Origin of the sequence: Pseudomonas sp. 18-147 (assembly GCF_051048045.1) — a bacterium.
GTDB classification, from domain to species: Bacteria; Pseudomonadota; Gammaproteobacteria; order Pseudomonadales; family Pseudomonadaceae; genus Pseudomonas; species Pseudomonas aeruginosa.
Genome location: NZ_CP182296.1, coordinates 1,752,114 through 1,776,405, shown reverse-complemented (window position 1 = coordinate 1,776,405; position 24,292 = coordinate 1,752,114). Strand labels below are relative to the sequence as shown.

Sequence of the window (24,292 nt, the reverse complement as noted above, 5' to 3'; positions counted from 1 at the left end):
CCCCCGGGGAGGCCGCCCTCCTCTCCAGCCAACTGCTAGGCTGATGGCAGGTTCCCTCGCCTGTCTCGTTTCCTCCGTAGCATCATGCGTGCCGACTCGTGTCCATGGAGTAGTTGCATGTCTCGACTCTGCCTGGTCCTGCTGTTGCTCTGCTGCGCGCTGCCGGCCCGGGCGCAGCCGCCCGCACCGCTGGACGGAGAGGACCTGCGCCTGTCCCTGGGCGAGTACGCCGAGTACTACCGCGACGCCGGCGGCAAGGCGCGCCTGGGCGACATCCTCGCCTTGCCGGCGCAGGCCTTCGCCGCCCTGCGCGGCGACCACGCGAACTTCGGTAAGAACGCCGCAGCCTGGTGGTTCAGGGTGCGCCTGGACAACCGCAACGGCACCGACCTGGCCGGTTTCCTGGAGATCAACTACCCGCTGCTGGACGACCTCAAGGTCTACCTGCTGACCGCCGATGGGCGCATCGAACAGCAGGAGAGCGGCGACCTGTTCGCCTTCTCCCAGCGCCCGGTGCAAGTGCGCAACTTCTGGTTCCCGCTGCGACTGCCGCCCGGCGAGAGCACCCTGCTGCTGCGCGTGCAGAGCACCAGCACCGTCTACGTGCCGCTGTACTTCAGCACCTACGCGGCCAGCGCGGCCAGCCAGGAAACCCTGATGGGCTTCAACGGGGCCTTCTACGGGGTGCTGTTCGGGTTGTTCTGCTACAACCTGTTCCTCTTCGTCTCGCTACGCGAGGCCACCTATGCCTGGTACCTGCTGTACAACCTCAGCCTCGGCCTGTTTTCCGCCAGCTTCGACGGCCTGCTGTTCAAGCTGCTGCCCGGACATGTGGCGCTGGAGTCGGCCGGCATCTACCTGCTGATGTACCTGAGCTGCCTGGTGTCGATCCAGTTCAGCCGCGGCTACCTCTACACCCGCCGCGACTTCCCGCGCCTCGACCGCTTCCTCCGCGGCCTGCTGCTGGCCTGCGTGGTCCTGTTGGCCAGCGAGCCGCTGGTGGGGCTGCGCGCCTGGAACGTCCTCGCCAGCCTGACGGTGATGCTGGTATCCCTCAGCCTGCTGCTGGCCGGCGTCCACGTCTGGCGCCAGGGCCTGCGCTACGGCCTCTACTACATCCTGGCCTGGGGCGCGCTGCTGCTGTCGTTCCTGGTCACCACCGCCGCCTCGCTGGGCTTCGAACTGTTCGGCCTGTTCGGCAGCAGCGTGGTCAAGATCGGCATGACCGTGGAACTGGTGACCCTGTCCATCGGCCTCGCCGACCGCATCAATGCGCTCAAGGAGGAAGGCTTCCGCTCGCGCCAGGCGGCCGAGCAGGCGCGGGTGGAGAACGAGGCGAAGAGCCGCTTCCTGGCGAAGATGAGCCATGAGATTCGCACCCCGCTGAACGGCGTGCTGGGCATGCTGCAACTGCTCCGCGACACCCCGCTGGACCGCGGCCAGGCGGCCTACGTGGAGACCATCGCCAGCTCCGGCAGCGCGCTGATGTCGGTGATCAACGATATCCTCGACTACGCTCGCATCGAGTCCGGCAAGCTGCACCTGGAGCGCATCGACTTCGACCTTGAGGAGCTGCTCTCCGACACCCTGGCGCTGTTCAGCGCCCAGGCCGTGGAAAAACGCCTGCGCCTGCATCTCGGCCTGGACAGGGGCGTGCCGCGCCGCCTCAACGGCGACCCGACGCGGTTACGCCAGGTACTGATGAACCTGCTCAGCAATGCCCTCAAGTTCACCGCCGAAGGCCATGTCGCCGTGCGCGTGCAGCGGCGCTTCGACGAGGGCGGACGCGAGCGCCTGCTGTACAGCGTCAGCGACAGCGGCATCGGGATATCCGCCCAGGCGCAGAAGACCCTGTTCGAATCCTTCTCCCAGGCCGACTCCAGCACCACCCGCCGCTACGGCGGCAGCGGCCTGGGCCTGGCGATCAGCCGCGAGCTGGTGCAGATGATGGGCGGGCGCATCGAGGTGAGCAGCGAGCCGGGCAAGGGCACCCGGTTCAGCGTCGACCTGCCGCTCAGCCCCGCCCTCGACGCCGGCGAAGCGGACGAACTGGCGCAACTGCTGCAACACCGCCCGGCCCTGCTGGCCAGCGAGGACAACCTGACCCTGGACTGCCTGCAGGCATTGCTGGAGCGTTGGGGACTGCGGGTCGAACGCTGCCTGCAGCCGAGACGGCTGAACGCCTACCTGGAGGACTTCAGCGCACCGCCCCTGCTGGTCCTGGCGGCGCCCTGGCCGGGGCCGCCGTCGATCTGGCTGGACACCCTCTATGCGCAACTGGAGCAAGGCCAGCGCATCCTCCTGCTATGCCCGCCGCAGCACTGCCAGGACCTGCCGCCGCACGAAGGCCTGCGCCTGCTGGCCCTGGCCCAGCCGGTGGCGGTGAAGGCCCTGCGCGAAGCCCTGCTGGAACTGTACCGGGAGCGGCGCCGACAGCCAGGGCGGAGCAGCGAGGCGGCCCCGGACGAACGCCTGGACGCCCCATGCATCCTGGTCGCCGAGGACAACCCGGTGAACCAGCTGGTGGTGCGCGGCTTCCTCGCCAAGCGCGGCTACGCGGTGCGCCTGGCCGGCAACGGACGGCTCGCGCTGGACGAGTACCTGCGCGATCCGAACGGCATCCAGTTGATCCTGATGGATGGCGAGATGCCGGAAATGGACGGCTTCGAGGCGACCCGCCTGATCCGCCGGGAGGAGCGTGCCCAGGGCTGGCCACGCGTACCGATCGTCGCCCTGACCGCGCACATCCTCGACGAACACCGCCGGGCCGGAATCGAGGCTGGCATGGACGCCTACCTCGGCAAGCCGGTGGACCGGGCGGAACTCTATGCCACCCTCGAACGCCTACTCGGCCAGCCTTCGCGACAGGCATGACAGTGCGCGATGCGTCGCGCTAGCATTCGCCGCCATCCCGGAGTACCGCCAATGCTGATCCCCCACGACCTGCTCGAAGCCGACACCCTGAACAACCTGCTGGAAGACTTCGTCACCCGCGAAGGCACCGACAATGGCGACGAGACCCCGCTGGACGTGCGTGTAGAACGCGCCCGGCATGCCTTGCGGCGGGGCGAGGCGGTGATCCTGTTCGACCCGGAGAGCCAGCAGTGCCAGTTGATGTTGCGCAGCGAGGTGCCTGCGGAGCTGTTGCGCGACTGAGTCGCGGCATCGCCCCGCCTGGCGGGGCGGGTTCGCCGCCCTGCCCCCCCGGAAACGCCGGACTGCGCCCCAGCTCCGTAGGGCGAATAACCGCTCGCGGTCATCCGCCACTCATCCGCGACATCGGCGGATAACGCCCATGGCGTTATTCGCCCTGCACACCCCGGAACCGCCGGACTGCGCCTCCGCTCCGTAGGGCGAATAACCGCCCGCGGTCATCCGCCGCTCATCCGCGACATCGGCGGATAACGCCCATGGCGTTATTCGCCCTACACACCCCGAAAAAGCCGGACAGCGCCCCTGCTCCGTAGGGCGAATAACCGCTCGCGGTCATCCGCCGCTCATCCGCGACATCGGCGGATAACGCCCATGGCGTTATCCGCCCTACACGCCCCGGAAACGCCGGACAGTGCCCCCGCTCCGTAGGGCGAATAACCGCTCGCGGTTATCCGCCGCTTATCCGCCGCCCCCTCACTCCTTCGCCCCACCCTCCTCCGTCTCCAACGCCGCCCTGACGATGTTCCGGCTATGCGCGCCGAAATGCCCGATCAGCTCGATCAGTTGCGCGTTCAGCCCCGCATTGTCGTGGGCCTCGGGGCGTGGCTGGTTGCTCTCGCTGAAGTCCTGCGCGGCGGAGGCCGGGCGGGCGGCCAGCCATTCGCCGATGGCGGCGTCGAAGGCCGCGGCGTGGGCGTTCGACTCGGCGGCCACCACGTCGCGCAAGTAGGTCGGCGAATAGGCCGGATAGGCACCGTCGCGGCGGGTGTCGGCGTAGGCGTCGAGCATCGGCTGCGGGCGGCCGTCGCGGAGCAGTTGGCGCAGCCAGTCGAACTGGTATTTCTCCACCGCGGTATGGCGGTTCGCGACACGCTCGATGGCCGCCTGCTTTTCCTCCGGGTAGCCGAGCAATGCCTTGCCCTCCATCTGTAGCATCGCCGCCAGGCTGGCACCGGGCAGCGGCGTGGAGTGGTAGGGCTGGGTGATGTCCTGGATGTAGTGCATGCCCCAGCCAAGGAACCGGTAGCCCCAGTAGGGATGACCGTTGGCGAAGGCGAAGCGGGACAGGCCGAAGTACTGGTAGGCACGCCATTCCGGCCAGGCCCGGGCGAGGAACGGCGCGCCGCTGTAGATCACCGCCGCCTCGTGATAGAAGCCCATGTGGAACGGCGCCTGGGAGCTGAACTCGAAGCGCGGGTCGCCGAATGGCTGGGTGCCGAAGCCGTAGCGCTGGCCGGCTTCGCCGGGGTTGTCGCTGAACAGGTTGATGTCGTGGCCGTAGTCCGGTTCGTCGGCGGCGGTGGCCAGCACTGCCAGGGGCGCGACTCGCTCGCCGGGCTCCAGGCGGATGAAACGCCAGGCGGTCCACGGCGAGAGGTTCTGGAACACCAGCACCTCCTGTGGCTTGAGGTGCGGGCGCTGCGGCTGGTCCTGCCCGGGAAGCGGCTGGAGCGCCAGCGCCAGGCGGATCTCCGGGTTGACCCGCAGCGCCGCGAGGAACGCCTGACGCAAGTCGCCGGCCTCGCCCTCGGCAGCGAAGCGCAGGGCGTCCGGACGCGCCGGGTAGTTGCCGATATGCGCTCGGGCGTAGGCTTCCTGCTCGTCCAGCAGGGCGGCCAGTCCGCCGCGCTCGGCGGCGAGGAACGCCTCCAGCGGCTCCACCTCGACTTCCGGCGCCTCGCGGATGGCCGCCAGCTCGCGCAATGCCAGGTAGCTGCCCACCGTATGGTTGGACCAGGCCCACAGGCTCGGCGAGACGACCCACGCCCCCAGCAGCAGGCAACGCAACAGCAACTTCATCGGCTTTTCGCTCTTGTCTCGACTCGGTGCCGGCAAGCCTACCAATGCGGGACACCCAGGGCACTGTCCTGCCTGGACATCGGAACTCTCCGATAGCGCCATCGGACCAATGTCTATCCACGCCGGGCCGGCCCCATGACCGCCATCAATGGCGCCCAGGCGCCAGGCGGCTAGACTTTCCCGACATCAGGCACGCTGATACAAGGCACCCATCTGATGCTCCAGTCCGTTTCGCCCAAGCACGACCTGCCCCTCAAACCCGAAGGCCAAGCGGCCAAGCCAGAACGCACCGGCACCTGGGCGCCGTTCTCGATCCAGGCCTTCCGCATCATCTGGATCTGCAACCTGTTCGCCAACCTCGGCACCTGGGCCCAGTCGGTGGCCGCCGCCTGGGTGGTCACCGACGCCCACGCCAGCCCGCTGATGGTGGCGATGATCCAGGTCGCCGCGGCGCTGCCGCTGGTGCTGCTGTCGATCCTCTCCGGGGTCATCGCCGACAACCACGACCGGCGCAAGATCATGCTCTGGGGACTCAGCTTCGAGATGACCGGGGCGATGTTCGCCACCCTGCTGGCCTTCCTCGGCTACCTCGACCCGGTGCTGCTGATCATCTCCATCCTCTGGATCTCCCTCGGCGGCTCGGTGACCATCCCGGCCTGGCAGGCGGCGGTCAACGAGCAGGTGCCGGCGCGCATGGTCAGCGACGCGGTGCTGCTCAACAGCGTCAACTACAACGTCGCCCGCGCCGCCGGCCCGGCCCTCGGCGGCCTGTTGCTGAGCGCGGTGGGACCGGCCTGGGTGTTCCTGTTCAACAGCTTCTGCTACATGGCCCTGATCTGGGCGATCTGGCAGTGGCGGCGCGAGGTGCCCAAGCGCAGCCTGCCGCCGGAAGGCATCCTCGAAGGTGTCACCGCGGCGCTGCGCTTCACCCAGTACTCCACCGTCACCCGCCTGGTGATGATGCGCTCCTTCGCCTTCGGCCTCTCCGCCAGCGCGGTCTGGGCCCTGCTGCCGCTGCTGGCGCACCGCAACCCGGACGGCGACGCGGCGATCTACGGCTACATGCTCGGCGCCCTCGGCCTCGGCGCGATTCTCGGCAGCACCCAGGTCTCGCGCCTGCGCCAGCGGATCGGCAGCAGCCGGCTGATTAGCCTGGCCGGCTTCACCCTGGCGCTGATCCTGCTGACCCTCGGCCTGGTAGACAACCTCTGGGTCCTGTTCCCGGTGCTGATCCTCGGCGGCGGCTGCTGGATCGGCGCCCTCGCCACCTACAACTCGGCGGTGCAGATCCTCGTCCCCGACTGGATCAAGGCGCGCGCCCTGGCGTTGTACCAGACCGCGCTGTACGGTGGCCTGGCGCTGGGTTCGTTCCTCTGGGGCCATCTCGCCGAGACCATGACCGTGCACGGTGCGCTGCTGGCCGCCGGCTGCCTGCTGCTGGCCTCGGTGATCCTCCTGTACAACTCGCGCCTGCCGGAAATGGACGCCGCCAGTATTTCCCGCGCGCCGGCGAGCATGCCCGGGCAGCCGAGCTTCGTCTTCAACACGCGGCGGGGCATGGTGCTGGTCTCCATCGAATACCGGATTCCCGCCGAGCGCACCCGCGACTTCGTTCGCGCCGCCCAGCCGCTGCGCCGCCTGCGCCTGCGCAACGGCGCGGAGCGCTGGTCGCTGTTCCGCGACGTGAGCAACCCGGAGGTCTGGCAGGAACTGTTCCTGGTGGACAACTGGATCCAGCACCTGCGCATGCTCGACCGCATGACCCTGGCCGACAAGATCGTCATCGACAACGTCACCGCCCTGCATGCCGGCGACGGTCCGCCGCAGATCCGCCATTGCGTGAGCTACGAGGCCAGCAGCTACGATACGCCGCTGGTGAAGAGTGCCACGCCGCCGGCCAACGACGAGGCGGGCGCGACGGCGGGGAGCTGAGAACGGGGCCAGGCAGTCCCCCGGGGCGGACAGCGCCAGCGGCGTTATCCGCCATCCAACGCCGGCGCGGCGGATAACAGCAAACGGTTATCCGCCCTCCGAAGCGGTCGGCGGCGCGCGATCACTCCGCCGTCGGCTTCTTGCGCTTGAGCGGCGCCATGCCGTCGGCGCTGACCACCGCCGACGGCCCGGCCTTCGGCCGCGCGGCGGGCTTGCGCTTGGCCGCGGGCTTGGCGGCGGCGCCCTTCCTGTCCTGCTTTTTCTTCTTGCTGCCGGCGGCCTTGCCCGACGCCTTGAGTTTCTTCGGCCCCTGGTAGGCGGCCTTCAGTTCCTTGATGTTGCGTCGTTCGAAGTTCTGCTTGAGGTAGCGTTCGACGCTCGACATCAGGTTCCAGTCGCCATGGCAGATCAGCGAGATCGCCAGGCCCTCGGCGCCGGCGCGACCGGTCCGGCCGATGCGGTGCACGTACTCGTCGCCGCTGCGCGGCATGTCAAAGTTGATCACCAGGTCCAGGCCTTCGACGTCCAGGCCGCGTGCGGCGACGTCGGTGGCGACGAGGATCTTCACCGCGCCCTGCTTCAGGCGCTCGATGGCCAGCTTGCGGTCCTTCTGGTCCTTCTCGCCATGCAGGACGAAGACCTTGTGCTGGTTGGCGATCAGCCGCCCGGTCAGGCGATCGGCGGAGACCCGGGTATTGGTGAAGACGATGGCCTTGGTGTAGGTCTCGTTGCTCAGCAGCCATTGCAGCAACTGTTCCTTGTGCGCCACGTCGTCGGCGGTGATGACCTGCTGGCGGACGTTCTCGTTCAGCTCGCCGACCTGGTTCAGGCGCAGCACTTGCGGCTCGCGCAGCACCTCGGCGATCACCTTGTTCAACCCGGCGCCGCTGTGGGTGGCGGAGAACAGCAGGGTCTGGCGCTCGGCCGGGCAGGCATTGGCCAGGGCCAGCACGTCGTCGGCGAAGCCCATGTCGAGCATGCGGTCGGCCTCGTCCAGCACCAGCACCTCGATGTCCTGCAACGGCAGGTTGCCGGCGTTGCGCTGCTCGAGCAGGCGGCCGGGGGTGCCGATGATGATCTCCGGGTTCTTGCGCAGGCGCGCGCCCTGCACCTTGAAGTCCTCGCCGCCAGTGATCAGGCAGGCCTTGATGAAGGTGAACTGGGCGAAGCGCTCGACTTCCTTGAGGGTCTGCTGGGCCAGCTCGCGGGTCGGCAGGAGGATCAGCGCGCGCGCCAGGGAGCGCGGCTTGTCCTCGGCCAGCAGGCGGTGCAGCAGCGGCAGCAGGAAGGCCGCGGTCTTGCCGCTGCCGGTCTGCGCCGTGACCCGCAGGTCGTGCCCCTCCAGCGCCTTGGGAATGGCCGCGGCCTGGACCGGCGTCGGCTCGCTGAAGGACAGGCTTTCCAGTGCCTTCAGCAGGCGTTCGTGGAGGGGAAATTGGCTGAACAAGGGAAACCTCGGCATTGCACGTGAAAATGGACAGGTGCATAGCCTAACGGTTGCCGCGCCGGCGCGCAGGCTTTATTCGCGCGGCGCGACGGCCAGCGCCGGCGTCGCAATCGGCTCGACGCCGGGTCGCCGCCAGGCAAGCACGGCGGGGGCGGCGATCGCAGACTCGTTCGACGCCCGCCGCCCAGAGGAACCAGGTCATGCCCGACGCGCCCGCATCCGCCGCCGAACGCCTCGAACGGCTGCCGCTGAGTCCGTATCACCGACTGGTCTTCGTGATCATCGCGCTGGCGTTCTTCTTCGACTCGATGGACCTGGCGATGATGACCTTCCTGCTCGGCTCGATCAAAGCCGAGTTCGGGCTCGACTCGGCGCAGGCCGGGCTGCTGGCCAGCTCGAGCTTCTTCGGCATGGTGATCGGCGCGGCCCTGTCGGGCATGCTCGCCGACCGCTTCGGGCGCAAGCCGGTATTCCAGGCCAGCATCGTGCTCTGGGGCCTGGCCAGCTACCTGTGCTCCACCGCCGGCGACCTCGACAACCTGACCTTCTACCGGGTATTGCTGGGGATCGGCATGGGGATGGAGTTTCCCATCGCCCAGTCGCTGCTGTCGGAGATGATCCCGGCCAGCCGCCGCGGCAAGTACATTGCGCTGATGGACGGCTTCTGGCCGCTGGGCTTCGTCGCTGCCGGCTGCCTGTCCTACTTCCTGCTGCCGCTGACCGGCTGGCGCAGCATTTTCCTGGTGCTGGCGCTGCCGGCGGTGTTCGTCCTCGCCATCCGCTTCCTGATTCCCGAGTCGCCGCGCTGGCTGGAGCAGGCCGGCCGGCGCGAACAGGCGGACCGGGTATTGCGCGACATAGAAGCACGGGTGATGCGTTCGCTGGGCCTGACCGAGCTGCCGCCGCCGCTGCGCCAGCCGCAGCGGGAACGCAGCCGTCCGGGCTTCTTCAGCGCCTTCGCCGAACTCTGGTCGCCAGCCTACCGGCGCCGCACCCTGACCGTCTGGGGCCTGTGGTTCTTCGCCCTGCTCGGTTTCTACGGCCTGACCTCCTGGCTCAGCGCGCTGCTCCAGCAATCCGGCTTCGCCGTCACCCAGTCGGTGTACTACACGGTGCTGATTTCGCTGGCCGGGATACCCGGCTTCCTCTGCGCGGCCTGGCTGGTGGAAAGCTGGGGCCGCAAGCCGAGCTGCGTGCTGATGCTCCTCGGCGGCGGCGCGATGGCCTACGCCTACGGCCAGACCGCGGTGTTCGGCGGCAGCCTGGCGCTGCTGATCGGCTTCGGCCTGGCCATGCAGTTCTTCCTGTTCGGCATGTGGGCGGTGCTCTACACCTATACTCCGGAACTCTATCCGACCTCCGCGCGCGCCACCGGCTCGGGCTTCGCCTCGGCGGTCGGGCGAATCGGCTCGCTGCTCGGCCCGCTGGTCACCGGGCTGGTCCTGCCGCTCACCGGCCAGGGTGGGGTGTTCACCCTCGGCGCCCTCTGTTTCGGCGTCGCCGCCCTGGTGGTCTGGGCCTTCGGCATCGAGACCCGCGGGCGCACCCTGGAGGAGCTTGCCGGCTGAGCCCGCGCGTCGGCGGAAAACCTTTGTAGACACGTCGGGGATGCGATCCGGCGCCCGATGGGGCACTCTTGGTTCCTTTGTGCGTTCCCGGCCCCCGCGTCGGGATGTCCGTTCAACCGCGGGGCCGGCCCGTCCCCCCCGCCCGCAACAAAGGAAGTCGCCTGTCCATGGACTCCACATCCCTTCTCGACCAGCTCTCCGGGTACTGGTCGGCGCTCGACCAACACCCTATCCTGCACGCCGGCCTGGCCTTCGGCCTGCTGCTGGTGGGCGCCCTGATCCTCGGCCGGGTGGCCCGCTACATCGTCCTCTACGCCGCCAACCTGCTCGCCCGCCAGCCCGCGCTGCACTGGCTCGGCGACCTGATCCGCAACAAGGTGTTCCAGCGCCTGGCGCAGACCACGCCCTCGCTGCTGGTGCAATTCGGCCTGCCATGGATCCCGGAGATGCCGGACAAGGCCGCGCACTTCCTCGGCAACCTGGCACTGGCCTTCACCGTGCTGTTCCTGATCCTCGCCCTCACCGCGCTGCTGAATGCCCTGCTGGACATCTACGCGCGTACCGAGCACGCCCGCACCCGCTCGATCAAGGGCTACGTGCAACTGGCGAAGATCGCCGTGTTCGTGTTCGGCGCGATCATCATCGTCTCGATCATCATCGACCGCTCGCCGCTCCTGCTGCTGTCCGGCCTCGGCGCGATGTCGGCGGTCCTCCTGCTGGTCTACAAGGACACCCTGATGTCCTTCGTCGCCAGCGTGCAGCTCACCAGCAACGACATGCTGCGAGTCGGCGACTGGATCGAGATGCCGCAGGTCGGCGCCGACGGCGACGTGGTGGACATCACCCTGTACACCGTGAAGGTGCAGAACTTCGACAAGACCATCGTCTCGGTGCCGACCTGGCGCCTGATGTCGGAGTCGTTCAAGAACTGGCGCGGCATGCAGCAGTCCGGCGGACGGCGGATCAAGCGGGCGATCTACGTCGACTCCAGCCAGGTGCGTTTCCTCGACGAGAAGGAAGAGCGGCGCCTGAGCCAGGTGCGCCTGCTCACCGAATACATGGCCCGCAAGCAGACCGAGTTGCAGGAGTGGAATGCCGCCAACGGCGGGGTCGCCCCGCTGGCCGCCAACCGCCGCCGGCTGACCAACATCGGTACGTTCCGCGCCTACGCCCTCGCCTACCTGCAGAACCATCCGGACATCCATCCGCACATGACCTGCATGGTCCGCCAGTTGCAGCCGACCGCCCAGGGCATCCCGCTGGAGATATACTGCTTCACCCGCACCACCGCCTGGGTCGACTACGAGCGCATCCAGGGCGACGTGTTCGACTACCTGCTGGCGGTGATGCCGGAGTTCGGCCTCGGCGCCTACCAGCAGCCCAGCGGCCAGGACCTGCGCCAGGGGCTGCAGGGCATGCTCGAAGGGCGTGACGCCGAGGCCCGTTCGTTCGAGGCGTTGGCCGCACCGAGCCGCAGCGACGAAGCCACTGTCTGAAGCGAGGGGAGCGCCGTCCATGAAACCGCACCTGATCTACTACGTCGCCACCAGCCTGGACGGCTTCATCGCCCGTCCCGACGGTAGCGTCGACTGGCTCGACCGTTTCGCCGAGGGCGGCAACGACCATGGCTACAACGGCTTCTACCAGGGCATCGACGGGCTGCTGATGGGCCGCGGCACCTACGATATCGTGCGCGGCTTCGGCGACTGGCCGTATCCGGGCAAGCCCTGCCAGGTGCTCACCCGCAATCCCCGGGAGAGCGCGGTGGAAGGCGTCGAGTTGCGCCATGACACGCCCCAGGAAGGCCTCGCACGCCTCGGCGAACAGGGCTGCCGGCGGGTCTGGCTGGCCGGCGGCGGCAGCCTCGCCGGTAGTTGCCTGGCGGCCGGGCTGCTCGACGAGGTGATCGTCAGCGTCATTCCGCAGCTGCTCGGCGCCGGCATCCCGCTGTTCGCCGGCGGCCGCGAGCGGCGCCTGCAACTGCTGGAACAACATGGCTACAACAGCGGCATCGTACAGATGCGCTACCAGGTGATCGCCGAGGACGACCCGCAATGACCGACAACCTGCTGAGCATTTCCGCCGCCTGCCTGTTCGACGACCAGGGCAACCTGTTGCTGGTGCGCAAGCGCGGCACCCAGGCCTTCATGCTCCCGGGCGGCAAGCGCGAGCCGGGCGAAACGCCCCTCGCCGCGCTACAGCGCGAACTGCTGGAGGAACTGCGCCTGCCGATGGGCGCCTCGACCTTCGAGCACCTCGGCAGCTTCCAGGCGCCGGCGGCCAACGAGGCGAACACCCGCGTCGATGCCGATATCTACGTCGCCCGCTTGCCCCACGCCGTCTGTGCGCAGGCGGAGCTGGAGGAACTGGCCTGGCTGGTCCCCGGCCAAGCGCAGCCGGACAATCTCGCGCCGCTGCTGCGCGATCATGTCCTGCCGGCCCTGGCGCGGCGCGCGGCGGAAAACCCGGAAACCCAGGCCGAACACCGGACGCGCCCCGATCATGTGCGCTGAGCGCTAGCGCTACCGTCAACGAAAAAGGCCACCTCGGGGTGGCCTTTTCGCGTTCTCGCACCGATCGCGCGGAATATCGGCGGTTAGCGCCTCTCCCCCGTGCGCAGCCTGCGGCTGAGCCTCAGAACGAAGTCCGGCGGTAGGCACGGTAGCGCGGGAACCAGAAGTTCGCCTCGATGGCGTCGTTCAGTACCTCGTCGCTGGTATGCAGGGCCTTGCCCTCGGCCTGGGCCTGCTTGGCCACGGCGACGGCGATGCGCTTGCTGACCTCGCGGATGTCGCCCAGCGCCGGCAACACGGCGCCCTCGCCCTGGGTAACGATCGGCGAGCAGTTGGCCAGGGCGTTGGCCGCGGCCATCAGCATGCCTTCGGTGACCCGGTTGGCCCGCGCGGCGATCACCCCCAGGCCGATGCCGGGGAAGATATAGGCGTTGTTGCACTGGGCGATGGGAATCCGCTTGTCGCCCACCTGCACCGGTTGGAACGGGCTACCGGTGGCGACCAGCGCCTGGCCGTCGGTCCAGTTGAGGATTTCCTGCGGAGTCGCCTCGACCCGCGAGGTCGGGTTGGACAGCGGCATCACCAGCGGCTGCTTGCAATGGCTGTGCAGCTCACGGATGACCTCTTCGGAAAACAGCCCGCGCTGCCCGGAGACGCCGATCAGCACCGTCGGCCGGGCATTGCGGATCACTTCCAGCAACGCCAGGTCGTCGCCCTGCTGGCCGCCCCAGGCACCGAGATCGGCGCGCTTCTGCGCCAGGCGGTGCTGGAAGTCGAGCAGGTTGCTCATGTCGTCGGTGAGCAGGCCCCAGCGGTCGACCATGAAGATGCGCCGACGCGCCTGGGCCTCGTCCAGGCCCTCCAGTTGCATGGCGGCGATGATCTGTTCGGCGATGCCGCAACCGGCGGAGCCGGCGCCGACGAAGGTCACGGTCTGCTCGCTGAGCTTCTCGCCCTTGGCCTTGCAAGCCGCCAGCAGGGTGCCCACGGCCACCGCGGCGGTGCCCTGGATGTCGTCGTTGAAGCAGCACAGCTCGTCCTTGTAGCGCTCCAGCAACGGCATGGCATTGGTCTGGGCGAAGTCCTCGAATTGCAGCAGGACGTTGGGCCAGCGGCGCTTGATCGCCTGGATGAACAGGTCGACGAACTCCTCGTACTGCGCCCCGCTCACCCGCTCGTGGCGCCAGCCCATGTACATCGGGTCGTTGAGCAGGTCCGGGTTGTTGGTGCCGACGTCCAGCACCACCGGCAGGGTGTAGGCCGGGCTGATACCGCCGCAGGCGGTGTACAGCGACAGCTTGCCGATCGGGATGCCCATCCCGCCGATGCCCTGGTCGCCGAGGCCGAGGATCCGCTCGCTGTCGGTGACCACCACGATCTTCACGTTGTTCTTGGTGGCGCTGCGCAGGATGTCGTCGATCCGCTCGCGGTCCGGGTAGGAGATGAACAGGCCGCGGTGGGTCCGGTAGATCTTCGAGAACTCCTGGCAGGCCTGGCCGACCGTGGGGGTGTAGATGATCGGCATCATTTCTTCCAGGTGCTCCTCGAGCAGGCGGAAGAACAGGGTCTCGTTGTTGTCCTGGATCGAGCGCAGGAAGATGTGGCGGTCCAGATCGGTGTTGCACAGGTTGTACTGGCTGTAGGCGCGCTCGGTCTGCTCCTCGATGGTCTCGATGTTGTGCGGCAGCAGGCCCTGCAGGTTGAAATCGATGCGTTCCTGGGTACTGAACGCGCTGCCTTTGTTCAGCAGCGGCATCTCCAGCAGCGATGGGCCGGCATGGGGAACGTACAAGGGACGCTTGGCTGTTTCGGTCATATCTGGACTCGCTTCTACGGGCTTCACTCGGGTACGGGGAACACGAACATACCCCCGGCGCAGAGGCTTTCCAAGGCCACGGCGAACAACAGGTCATTGCCGGACCCGCAAGTATCGCCACTTGCACGGCGAAACCGGCGCGTCACATCCGGAACCGATCATTCGACGAATGGTCAGAAGGCCGGCGTCAAAATAGGTCACAATAGCCGCCGCTTTCGTAGGGGAATACGCTGGGAACGCCGATGAGTCCCCGATTTTCCTTCGTTAAGCCCGTTATCGCCGGGACAACCTGAATGCATCCAGGCCCGGAAGCAGTTGGCCGTTTCGTTTGACGGCCTGGTCGGAAGAGTCAGGAGGGCTCGTTCCGGTCACCCAGAAGACACTCCGATGAACAGAGAGTAACCACGAACCAGCGGAAGCCTGGACCGTTATTCACGCACGCGAAGACATGCCGAAATGCGTTCACCCTTTTTGACATGCCTGTCTGTAGGCTTCGCGGCCCTTCTGGCCGCCCTCTCGACGCCCAGCCTGGCTTCCAACCAGGTCACCCACACCTTCAAGCCGTCGAAGAATTCCACCCTGTCGCCCAGCCGGGTCGTCAGCACCCGCCAGTCCGCCAACCGCTCGGTGGTCGCGGCCGCCGCTTCCGAAGTCACCGACCGCGCCTTCAGCATGATCGGCACCCCCTACCGCTGGGGCGGCACCACGCCGAAGAAAGGCTTCGATTGCAGCGGCCTGGTCAACTATGTGTTCCAGGACGTCGATGACGTCGACCTGCCGCGGACCGCCCGCGCCATCTACAACATGGACAACAACAAGGTCTCCCGCGGCAAGCTGCAACCGGGCGACCTGGTGTTCTTCCGGATCCGCAGCCGCAGCGTCGACCACGTCGGCATCTACGTCGGCAACGACCGCTTCGTGCATGCGCCGCGGCGCGGCAAGAAGGTCCGCGTCTCCGACCTCAACAGCAGCTACTGGAAACGCCACTACCTGGCCGGCAAGCGCATCCTGCCGACCACCCTCGCCCAGGTCGAAAGCACCCGCAAGCGCTGATTCCGGCGCCTGCGGCTCGCTCAGATGCCCCGCCGCGCCTGTTTCCTCAGCAGGCGCGCGCTGTCCCAGCCGGTCAACAGCACCGCCAGCCAGATCGGCGCGTAGGTCCATAGCTGCTCGGGACGGAACGCCTCGCCGAGGAACAGTACCGCCACCAGGAACAGCAGCACCGGTTCGACGTAGCTGAGAATCCCGAACAGCCCCATCGGCAGCAGCCGGCTGGAAGCCATCATCGCGCCGAAGGCCAGGGCGCTGATCAGCCCCAGCATCGGCAGTAGCAGCCACAGGCGCGGCGCCTCGCGGAAGGCCTGGCTCTCGTCGCCCAGCCAGTACAGCGCGGCCAACGCCAGCGGCAGCAGGAAGAGCATCTCGAAGACGAACCCGGACAGCGCGTCCACGCCCATCCTGCGCCGCAGCATGAAGTATGGGGGATAGCCCAGCGCGGTGACCAGGGAGACCCAGGAGAACGCGCGGGTCAGCCAGAACTCGTGGAGCACCCCGGCCAGCGCGCAGGCCACGGCGATAGCCTGCAGCGGCGTCAGGCGCTCGCCGTAGAACACCCGCCCCACCAGCACCATCGCCAGCGGCAGGAGGAAGTAGCCCAGCGACAGTTCAAGGGTTTTCCCGGCCAACGGCGCCCAGATGAAGATGCCCCATTGCAGCAGCATCATCGCCGCGGTCAGCGGGAAGCAGGCCAGCAGCCAGGGCTCGGCGAACAGCCGGCGCCAGGCGGCGCGCAGGGTCGGCCACTGGCGGGTGGCGACGACCAGCAGGAATACCATCGGGATCGACCAGACCACCCGATGCGCCACCACCTGCAGGCTGTCCAGCGGCTCCAGCAGGTGGACGTAGCCCGGCAGGGTAACGAACAGCACCGAGGCGGCCAGCGACAGCAGCACGCCCTGTCCGGAAATCCTCATGCACGCACCTCGCGCCGGCCGAGCCGGTTGACCCACAGCGAAGCGACGATCACCGCGCCGCCCAGGGCCAGGCGCGGCAGGTCGGCGTGCTGGTTCCAGATCAGCAGGTTGAGCAGCAACCCGACCGGCACGTGCAGGTTGTTCATCACCGCCAGGGTACCGGCGTCCACCTCGGTGGCGCCCTTGTTCCACCAGAACTGGCCGAGGGCGGTGGCCAGCAGCCCCATCCATACCAGTACGCCCCATTGCAGCTCGCCGGCCGGCAGGCGCTGCGGATCGCCGAACAGCAGCCAGGCAGGCAACGCCACCAGCAGCGCGCCAACGAAGAAATAACCGAAGCGCTGGCGCTGCGGCAGCTCGGACGGGTACTTGCGCACCAGGCGCTTGTACAGCACCTGGCCGGCGGCGAAGGTGGCGTTGGCCAGTTGCAGCAGCAGGAAGCCCTGGAGGAACTCGCCAGTGATCCCGTCGTAGCGGATGATCGCCGCGCCCAGCACCGCCACCAGCGCGGCGGCCAGGGCCCAGAAGTTGAAGCGGCGGTTGAGCAGGTCGTCGAACAGGGCCACGTGGACCGGCGTCAGCACGGTGAACAGCAGCACCTCGGGCACCGTCAGCACGTTGAAGCTCAGGTACAGGCAGACGTAGGTGATGCCGAACTGCAGCGCGCCGACCAGCATCACCCCACCGACGAAACGCGGTTCGACGCCGCGCCAGCGGGTCAGCGGGAGAAACACCAGGCCAGCGAGAAGGACCCGGGTAAGCACGGCGAAGTAGCTGTCGACCTGGCCGGCGAGGTACTCGCCGATCAGGTTGAAGGAGAACGCCCAGAGGACGGTGACGAACAGTAGATAACGCATGGACCAGGCACCAGGATGGGGCGCCGACCATAACGTTTTTGCCGCCGCCAAGGAAGGCCGCGCGGGCCCGCGGCCACCCTCGCCGCCCCTGTATTACTTGCCGTGCGCGGTGGGCCAGCGGTATTCGAGCCAGTGCTCCATGCGCTGGCGCAACAAGCCGCTCTGCTCGGCGATGTGCAGCCACTGGTCGACGTAGCGCTTGAAGGCCTCGTCGCGCGGCAGCAGGTAGGCCTTCTCGGCGAAGTCGAAGGGTTGCTGCGGATGCACGGCGCAGAGTTCCGGGTGCAGACGCGACTGCAGGCGGGCCTCGATGGCGTCGGTCATCATCAGGTCGGCCTTGCCGTCGACGATCTGCTGGAAGATCGTCACGTTGTCCGGATGCACCAGGATCCGGGCCTTCTTCAGGTTCGCCCGGGCGAACTTCTCGTTGGTGCCGCCGGGGTTGACGATGGCCGTCACGCCCGGCTGGTCGATCTGCTCCAGGGTCTGGAAACGCGCTTCTTCGCTACAGAGGGTGATCGGCGTCTTGCCGTCGCGCAGGTAGGGAATCGAGAAATACGCCTGGCGCTGGCGCTCCAGGTTGATCGAGATGCCGCTCATGGCGATGTCGAAGCGGTCGTCGGCGAAATCGCGCATCAGGTTCGGCCAACTGGTCGGCACCACTACCAGCTTGGTCCCCAGGCTCTCGGCCAGGCGCTGCGCCATGTCCACATCGAAGCCAGCATAGCCGCCCTCTTCCGTGCGGTAACTGAAGGGCTTGTAGTCGCCAGTGGTGGCGACGCGCAGCACGCCGCTCTCGAGGATGCGGTCGAGGCGGCTCTCCTGCGCCTGGAGGCTGGCGCTGGCCAGCAGCGCAAGGCAGGCCAGGGCCTGGACGAGATGGCGGAATGACTTCGGCATGGCGACTCCTCGGGATGGCGGACCGCAGAGAGACTACGCAAGTCGGCAGCCGCGGCCAAATCCCGGAATGCAGGGGAACGCCCGATGACGCCGGGGCGCGGGCCGAGCATGCGGCAGGAGAAGCGGAAAAAAGTGCGCGAAACGGCTGACGACCTCACACCGCCATCGACAGCGGTACGCCCTGCAGCCATTCCGGGTGGTAGCGCAGCAGCATCTCCAGGCCGCGCTCCTGGTAGGCCGGGAAGCTGATCGCGACCAGCGTCTCGCCCTTGACCTTCTGCGGCGGGCCGAGGCGCTGGAGGATCACGCCGTTGCGAACGAAATAGCGCTCCATGGCCGTGGTGGTCACCGCCACCACCGAACTGGCGCCCAGGTACCAGGCGCATTGCAGGCTGGACCAGAATATCTTCATCGCCAGTTGCGGATCGTCCGCCGCGCTGGCGGCGTAGCGCGAAAGCTCCCATACCGACGGATCGCTGGGCGGGGTTTCGCTGCACAGGTAGGCGAAGACTTCCTTGAGCAGGTAGGCGTCGGTCGTCGGCAACAGGCGGGCGCAACCGCAGATACCCTGGCGGCTCATGGCGACGATGTAGCGGGTTTGCGGATGGTCGAACTGGTCGAATTCCTGGTCGCGGACCCTGGAGGTGGAGACCACGTCCCAGCCCAGCTTCTCGATGAAGACCTGATGCCGGTAGCGTCCCAGCTCGGCGATCATGGCGGCGGAAAGCCCTTCCAGCGATTCAGAGAGCAATTCGATCATGACCAAGTCCCCGTGTCGTGCCGGCCGAGAAAAAAAAGGCGGCATCCCTACCCTGATACTCCTGGGCCCTCTCAGTCGGAGGACATACCAGCACACACATGAGGGGGAAGACTAAAGGAGGATGAACGGCAGGCAACCTGCCAGATCTGGTAGGGCGCGCCGGCCGGCGCGCCCTGCGCTTCAGATGAGGCCCAGCGCCGCGGCGTAGGCGGCAGCCAGCGTCTTGTTCGGCGCGTCGAACTTCTTCTGGATGTTCTTGTGGTGGAAGTTCACCGTGCTCTCGGAGATGCTCAGGATGATGGCGATTTCCCCGGAGCTCTTGCCGTCGGCGGTCCATTGCAGGATCTCGCGTTCGCGATGGCTCAGGCAGACCGGGTTGGACATCAGCATCGGATGCTCCAGGTCGGTCAGCTTCTGGGTCAGCAACTCGATCATGCAACGCAGCCGCAGGCGGATTTCCTCGCGCTCGAAGCTGGAGATGTTCTGCTGGTCGCGCGCCACGGAAAGCACGCTGAGCAAATTGTTCGGCGCGCGGATCGGCAGGGTCGCGCCGACACAGAGGCCCCAATCGCGAGCCTCGTTCCAGAGCATCCGGCTCTGGTCGAACAGGCTGTCGCTCCAGACCACCATTTCCGAGGAGCGCAGGCCGTTGAGGATCGCCGGATCCACGGCCCCGTAGTTCTGCATCTGGTATCGCTCCAGCCAGGCCTTGGGATAGGTGCCATGGACCTCGGTCTTCGGCCGGGTGAAGGGAATCGTGTGGCGCACGCCATAGGCGTAGTAATCGAAGCCCAGGCGCCGCACTTCCTTTTCCAGGACGGCGAACACGCCCTGGCTGTCGTGGATCGGCTGCATCTCGCTACGCAAACCGTCCCACCACAGCAAAAAGCCTCCGTCATTCCTCATTGCAGTAAGCCCTGATCGATAAAATGCATCACAGCAGAATTGGCCCGGGGTATGACGCTGTCAAGCGCGCAGCCTTGCCGATACGGCAAAATCATGGCAACCCTATCTGTTATGCCAGCACCGTTCAGGACGCAGCCTTCAGCCATCGAGCATCCCCCTCCCTATGACAACGTTCGACCACCTGGGCCGCTTTACCGCAAGCGATACTGTGCGGTTGTGACAATTCCATGAAACGCCGACAGGCCGCCGCCATGGCCGGGTCCTCGAGCAAGCGCCACAGCGCCCCGCGCAACTCCTGCTCGCGCAACGGCACGCCCAGGCGCATCCCGCAGCCGAGCCGGACCAGCCGTTCAGCATTGTCGAACTGGTCGTGGGCACAGGGCAGCAGCACCTGCGGCACCCCCGCCGCCAAGGCCAGGCTCATGGCGCCGATACCGCCCGGATGGACCAGCCCGGCGCACGATGGCAGCAAGGCTCCCAGTGGCGCGTAGGCGCGCTGCAGCACGTGGTTCGGCAAGCCGCGCAGCGGTTCCTGGCCGGCGCCGGTGAGGAAGATCCCACGCGCGCCGAGGCGTTCCAGCGCGCGCAGGGCCATGGCGTAGAAGTCGCCCTGCAGGTGTTCGGTCGAGCCCTGGGTGAACACCAGCGGCCGGCTGCCCTGATCGAGAAAGCGTTGCAGTTCGTCGTCGAGCGGGGTTCCCGGGATACTGCCGTCGAACAGCGGGAAGCCGGTCATGTGCAGGGGTTGCGGCCAATCCTGCTGGGGTGGCGCGAACCAGGCCGGGAACAGGCAGACCACGCCCTGCGGCGAATGCATCCATTGGGTGAAGATGCGCTTCACCGGCGTTTCCAGGCCGACCTTGCGGCGCACCGCGTTGATCTCCGGCGCGCAGGTGCGATCCAGCTTGAAGCGCTCGATGCAGCGCCAGAGCAGCTTGCGCATCGCCAGCGGCATCTGCTCGGGCACGTTGAACTTGGGGTGTACCGGCGGCAGGTGCGCCGACAGCAAGGTCGATGGCGAGACCTGCGCGGACAGGTAGGGAATCCCGTACTTCTCGTGAGCGATGCGTGCGCCCAGCGCCCAGAGCGAGCCGACCACCACGATGTCGTCATGGCGCTGCGCCGAGACGTACTCGTAGACCGGCTCGATCATCCCGGCGATGGCTTGCCAGAGCACGCCGAAGGACGTCTTGGGGTCCCACAGGCGCGGATCGCCCATGGTCCGGCGGTAGGTCAGTTCGTCGCTCAGCGGGACGAACGCGATGCCGTGCTGCTCCACCGCGTCGCGAAACACCGGGATGGTGCAGAGGCTCACGCGGTGCCCGCGCAATTTCAGGGTCCGGGCCAGGCCGATGAAGGGAAATACGTCGCCGGCCGAGCCGATGGCGATGAGGATGGCGTGCATGGGGCTACTCCGTGCGTTATGCAACCGCAAAGCCCGGCCAGGCCGGGTCTTCGCAGGTCAAGGGTTCAGGCGTAGCCGATGGCCATCTCGTGGAATCCCGCCGCGCGTTCCGCCCGCTGCGGCTCCGGTTGCTTCAGCAGGTGCTCGAGCAGGGCGCGGTGCACGCGTACCGCGGCCAGCTTGGACTCCAGGTCGAGGAAATGCCCGGTGCCCTCCACCCGCGAGAAACTGCAGTGCGGCAGGTAGTCGCGGAACTGGCGGGCGTCCTCGGCGGTGGTGTATTCGTCCCAGCTGCCGTTGATGAAATGCACGTGGCTCTGGATCCGCTCCAGGCAAGCCAGGTAGCCCCGATCGTTGAGCGCCAGCACCTGGTCGATGTGAAAGCGCGCCTGCTCGTATTCGCCGGTGGCCAGCGAAGCCATGTGCTGATGGTTGCTGGCTTTCAGGCGCGGCGGCAGGTATTTGCCGACGGTCTCGTTGAGCAGATGGCCGATCGCCGACTTGTCGTCCAGCTCGATCAGCGCCTGCGCCCGCCCGACGTAGTCGAGCATCGCCTGGTTCAGTCCAGGGGCGAATGCCATCACCACCGAGCTGCGGATGCCGCGCGGATTGCGCGACAGCGCCAGCAGCGTGGAGATACCGCCCCAGGACGCGGAGACCAGGTGATTGACCTCGAAGCGCTCGATCAGCGCCAGGAGGATTTCCACCTCGTCGTCCTTGGTGATCAACCCGCGCTGCGGGTTGTGCTGACGCGACTGCCCGGCGAAGGGCAGGTCGAACAGCACCACGTTGAAATGTTCGGCCAGGCACTTGCAGGTCCGGGCGAACGAGGCGGTGGTCGCCATCGCGCCGTTGACCAGCATCACCGTGCTGCGCCCGGGATCCTGCCCAACGCGCTCGACATGTACCCGCAGGCCCTTGCAAACCGATACCAACAGACTTTCGCGCCGCATTTCACACCTCCCAAAAATTTTCGAACAGGCAAACAGCTATCGCTGCCACGGGTATCCCGGCATTACGTAGAGTTCGTTCTTATTGTTCGAACGGCAGACAAGTAACTCAGCGGCCATCCGCGCGGACCAGCCACGGCGGATGCGTACCCCTTCAGGCGAGGGGCTTGTGTGGGTCTTGCAGATCGGCCTGCGCAAACGATTGGCGTCCGTGTTCACGCGTAGCCGATGAACACTTTTTAGCCAATTCGAAAGCTAACGGTAACTGCCAGATTTCACAGGACGGGCGGCCGCCTGCGCATAAGCCCCTGCCCGCCCGCGATAAGGCGTGCCAGAGCGGCCGGCGGGGAACAGCGAGGGGTTGGCGGAAAAGGCATGAAAAAACCGGGCGCCAGGCCCGGTTTCCGGTGTCGAAACGCTCTGGCGTCAGGCTTTTGGCAGGGTCACGCCGCGCTGGCCCTGGTATTTGCCGCCGCGATCCTTATAGGACACTTCGCAGGCCTCGTCGGATTGCAGGAAGAGCATCTGCGCCACGCCTTCGTTGGCGTAGATCTTCGCCGGCAGGTTGGTGGTATTGGAGAACTCGAGGGTCACATGGCCTTCCCACTCCGGCTCCAGCGGGGTGACGTTGACGATGATGCCGCAACGCGCGTAGGTGCTCTTGCCCAGGCAGATGGTCAGGACGTCGCGCGGGATGCGGAAGTACTCGACGGTGCGCGCCAGGGCGAAGGAGTTCGGCGGGATGATGCAGACGTCGCTGTTGATGTCGACGAAGCTTTTCTCGTCGAAGTTCTTCGGATCGACCACCGCCGAATGGATGTTGGTGAACACCTTGAATTCGGCGGCGCAGCGCACGTCGTAGCCGTAGCTGGACACCCCGTAGGAAATCACCCGGCTGTCGTCCGCGCCGCGCACCTGGCGCTCGACGAACGGCTCGATCATGCCGTGCTCCTGAGCCATGCGGCGAATCCACTTGTCCGATTTGATGGTCATGGAGGGTGTCCTGTCGAAAGCTGCGAAAAATGATCGCGAATCTTACCGGGGCCGCCGCCCCAGGGCAAAGGCAGCCGTCGCCGACGGCTGCCCGAGCGCCTCAGTCGTCGCTGATGCTGATGTTCGGCAGGCCGACGCTGGCCCGCTCGCTGAGAACGATGCGCGCGCCGACATGGCGGGCGATTTCCTGGTAGAGCATCGCCAGTTGGCTTTCCGGGTCGGCGATCACCGTCGGCCGGCCGCTGTCGGCCTGGGTGCGGATGGCGATCGACAGCGGCATGGACGCCAGCAGCTCGACGCCGAACTGCGCCGCCAGCTTCTCGCCGCCGCCCTCGCCGAACAGGTGCTCGGCATGGCCGCAGTTGGAGCAGATATGCACCGCCATGTTCTCCACCACGCCGAGCACCGGGATGTTCACCTTGCGGAACATCTCCACGCCCTTCTTCGCGTCGAGCAGCGCCAGGTCCTGCGGGGTGGTGACGATCACCGCGCCGGCCACCGGCACCTTCTGCGCCAGGGTCAGCTGGATGTCGCCGGTGCCCGGCGGCATGTCCACCACCAGGTAGTCGAGGTTGTCCCAGGCGGTCTGGGTGATCAGTTGGATCAGGGCACCGGAGACCATCGGCCCGCGCCAGACCACCGGCGTGCTGTCGTCGGTGAGGAAGGCCATCGACATCACCTGCACCCCGTGCGCCTCCAGGGGCTCGAACCACTTCTGCTCACGGACCTTCGGCCGGGTGCCTTCCGGCAGGCCGAACATGATGCCCTGGCTGGGTCCGTAGATGTCCGCGTCGAGGATGCCCACCCGCGCACCCTCGCGGGCCAAGGCCAGGGCCAGGTTGGCGGCGGTGGTGGACTTGCCGACGCCGCCCTTGCCGGAAGCCACCGCGACGATGTTCTTCACGTTGCCCATCACCTCGACCTGCGGCTGTGCCTTGTGCGGCTGGATCACGCAGTCGACCCGGACCTCGGCGCGAGCGACGCCGTCGAGCGCCTCCAGGGCCATTTGCAGGGTTTGCGCCAGGCCGTTTCTGAACAGCCCGGCGGCGTACCCCAGTTCCAGGCGCACCCGCACGCGGTCGCCCTGGATCTCCACCTCGCGCAGGCAGCCGGCGCTGACGGGGTCCTGGTTCAGATAGGGGTCCTGGTACTGGCGGAGGGTGGCTTCCACCGTTTGGCGAGTGATAGCGGACATGGGGGATTTCCTGAGGGTTAAGCGGGGAATCGATGCCGGTCATCCTACCCGAGTGGCGCGCGGATGAAAAAAAACCGCCGCTTCTTTATAGTGACCGATCCGTTTAGCTCTCAGCCGATAAGCC

Annotated in this window: 20 protein-coding genes; 8 read left to right on the top strand and 12 right to left on the bottom strand. The window is 67.0% G+C overall.

All coding sequences use genetic code 11. The annotated features are described in order from the left end of the window. The first annotated feature begins 117 nt into the window (after nucleotides 1-117). Complete coding sequence (locus ACM0M4_RS08565; protein ID WP_014602640.1) at nucleotides 118-2,874, top strand: hybrid sensor histidine kinase/response regulator; 2,757 nt, start codon at nucleotides 118-120, stop codon at nucleotides 2,872-2,874. 51 nt (nucleotides 2,875-2,925) lie between these two features. Further along, entirely contained in the window at nucleotides 2,926-3,156 is a 231-nt protein-coding gene (locus ACM0M4_RS08560; protein WP_003091959.1) for a YheU family protein, read from the top strand. A 471-nt stretch (nucleotides 3,157-3,627) separates the two neighbouring features. Here ACM0M4_RS08560 and ACM0M4_RS08555 read toward each other — a convergent pair whose 3' ends face one another. Continuing rightward, the gene (locus ACM0M4_RS08555; protein WP_023102930.1) at nucleotides 3,628-4,953 is read right to left on the bottom strand and encodes a hypothetical protein; all 1,326 of its coding nucleotides are present in this window, start codon (nucleotides 4,951-4,953) and stop codon (nucleotides 3,628-3,630) included. 216 nt (nucleotides 4,954-5,169) lie between these two features. Here ACM0M4_RS08555 and ACM0M4_RS08550 point away from each other — a divergent pair, with 216 nt between their 5' ends. Next, nucleotides 5,170-6,885: an MFS transporter gene (locus ACM0M4_RS08550; protein WP_003091965.1), complete on the top strand. Its 1,716-nt coding sequence runs from the start codon at nucleotides 5,170-5,172 to the stop codon at nucleotides 6,883-6,885. Between the two features lie 121 nt (nucleotides 6,886-7,006). Here ACM0M4_RS08550 and ACM0M4_RS08545 read toward each other — a convergent pair whose 3' ends face one another. Then, on the bottom strand, nucleotides 7,007-8,347 hold the full coding sequence (locus ACM0M4_RS08545; protein ID WP_016852586.1) for a DEAD/DEAH box helicase: 1,341 nt from the start codon (nucleotides 8,345-8,347) through the stop codon (nucleotides 7,007-7,009). Between the two features lie 185 nt (nucleotides 8,348-8,532). Here ACM0M4_RS08545 and ACM0M4_RS08540 point away from each other — a divergent pair, with 185 nt between their 5' ends. The 4 genes from ACM0M4_RS08540 to ACM0M4_RS08525 all read left to right on the top strand — a co-directional run bounded on the left by ACM0M4_RS08540 (nucleotide 8,533) and on the right by ACM0M4_RS08525 (nucleotide 12,413). Next, nucleotides 8,533-9,900, top strand: coding sequence for an MFS transporter (locus ACM0M4_RS08540; protein WP_054376106.1), 1,368 nt, complete (start codon nucleotides 8,533-8,535; stop codon nucleotides 9,898-9,900). Between the two features lie 167 nt (nucleotides 9,901-10,067). After that, on the top strand, nucleotides 10,068-11,396 hold the full coding sequence (locus ACM0M4_RS08535) for a mechanosensitive ion channel family protein (RefSeq protein ID WP_003103754.1): 1,329 nt from the start codon (nucleotides 10,068-10,070) through the stop codon (nucleotides 11,394-11,396). Nucleotides 11,397-11,415: 19 nt separating this feature from the next. Beyond that, a complete protein-coding gene (locus ACM0M4_RS08530; RefSeq protein ID WP_003103756.1) occupies nucleotides 11,416-11,958 on the top strand; it encodes a dihydrofolate reductase family protein in 543 nt (180 codons plus the stop codon). Next, a complete protein-coding gene (locus ACM0M4_RS08525) occupies nucleotides 11,955-12,413 on the top strand; it encodes an NUDIX hydrolase (protein WP_003113894.1) in 459 nt (152 codons plus the stop codon). Before ACM0M4_RS08530 ends, ACM0M4_RS08525 begins: the two co-directional genes overlap by 4 nt. A gap of 121 nt (nucleotides 12,414-12,534) precedes the next feature. Here the strand turns inward: ACM0M4_RS08525 and ACM0M4_RS08520 are convergent, their stop codons facing one another. Beyond that, a complete protein-coding gene (locus tag ACM0M4_RS08520; RefSeq protein ID WP_003103761.1) occupies nucleotides 12,535-14,229 on the bottom strand; it encodes an NAD-dependent malic enzyme in 1,695 nt (564 codons plus the stop codon). 456 nt (nucleotides 14,230-14,685) lie between these two features. Here ACM0M4_RS08520 and ACM0M4_RS08515 point away from each other — a divergent pair, with 456 nt between their 5' ends. Further along, nucleotides 14,686-15,282 carry a C40 family peptidase gene (locus ACM0M4_RS08515; protein ID WP_003103763.1) on the top strand — a complete coding sequence of 199 codons (597 nt, stop codon included), beginning with the start codon at nucleotides 14,686-14,688 and terminating at the stop codon, nucleotides 15,280-15,282. A gap of 20 nt (nucleotides 15,283-15,302) precedes the next feature. Here ACM0M4_RS08515 and rarD read toward each other — a convergent pair whose 3' ends face one another. The 9 genes from rarD to apbC form a co-directional block, all read right to left on the bottom strand. Next, nucleotides 15,303-16,202, bottom strand: coding sequence for an EamA family transporter RarD (gene rarD / locus ACM0M4_RS08510; protein WP_003091995.1), 900 nt, complete (start codon nucleotides 16,200-16,202; stop codon nucleotides 15,303-15,305). After that, nucleotides 16,199-17,059: a carboxylate/amino acid/amine transporter gene (locus tag ACM0M4_RS08505; RefSeq protein WP_003092000.1), complete on the bottom strand. Its 861-nt coding sequence runs from the start codon at nucleotides 17,057-17,059 to the stop codon at nucleotides 16,199-16,201. The genes rarD and ACM0M4_RS08505 overlap by 4 nt, the downstream gene beginning before the upstream one ends. A 93-nt stretch (nucleotides 17,060-17,152) precedes the next feature. Next, entirely contained in the window at nucleotides 17,153-17,959 is an 807-nt protein-coding gene (gene pheC / locus ACM0M4_RS08500; protein WP_017149258.1) for a cyclohexadienyl dehydratase, read from the bottom strand. 154 nt (nucleotides 17,960-18,113) lie between these two features. After that, nucleotides 18,114-18,719: an acyl-homoserine-lactone synthase RhlI gene (rhlI, locus tag ACM0M4_RS08495; protein ID WP_017149259.1), complete on the bottom strand. Its 606-nt coding sequence runs from the start codon at nucleotides 18,717-18,719 to the stop codon at nucleotides 18,114-18,116. A gap of 180 nt (nucleotides 18,720-18,899) precedes the next feature. Next, the gene (gene rhlR / locus ACM0M4_RS08490) at nucleotides 18,900-19,625 is read right to left on the bottom strand and encodes a quorum sensing system transcriptional regulator RhlR (protein ID WP_003119559.1); all 726 of its coding nucleotides are present in this window, start codon (nucleotides 19,623-19,625) and stop codon (nucleotides 18,900-18,902) included. A gap of 124 nt (nucleotides 19,626-19,749) precedes the next feature. After that, the gene (locus ACM0M4_RS08485; protein ID WP_003092007.1) at nucleotides 19,750-21,030 is read right to left on the bottom strand and encodes a glycosyltransferase; all 1,281 of its coding nucleotides are present in this window, start codon (nucleotides 21,028-21,030) and stop codon (nucleotides 19,750-19,752) included. Nucleotides 21,031-21,095: 65 nt separating this feature from the next. Continuing rightward, on the bottom strand, nucleotides 21,096-21,983 hold the full coding sequence (gene rhlA, locus ACM0M4_RS08480) for a 3-(3-hydroxydecanoyloxy)decanoate synthase (protein WP_003092013.1): 888 nt from the start codon (nucleotides 21,981-21,983) through the stop codon (nucleotides 21,096-21,098). 423 nt (nucleotides 21,984-22,406) lie between these two features. Beyond that, on the bottom strand, nucleotides 22,407-22,973 hold the full coding sequence (gene dcd, locus ACM0M4_RS08475; RefSeq protein ID WP_003092017.1) for a dCTP deaminase: 567 nt from the start codon (nucleotides 22,971-22,973) through the stop codon (nucleotides 22,407-22,409). 100 nt (nucleotides 22,974-23,073) lie between these two features. Beyond that, a complete protein-coding gene (gene apbC, locus ACM0M4_RS08470) occupies nucleotides 23,074-24,168 on the bottom strand; it encodes an iron-sulfur cluster carrier protein ApbC (RefSeq protein WP_003092020.1) in 1,095 nt (364 codons plus the stop codon). Between the last annotated feature and the right edge of the window lie 124 nt (nucleotides 24,169-24,292).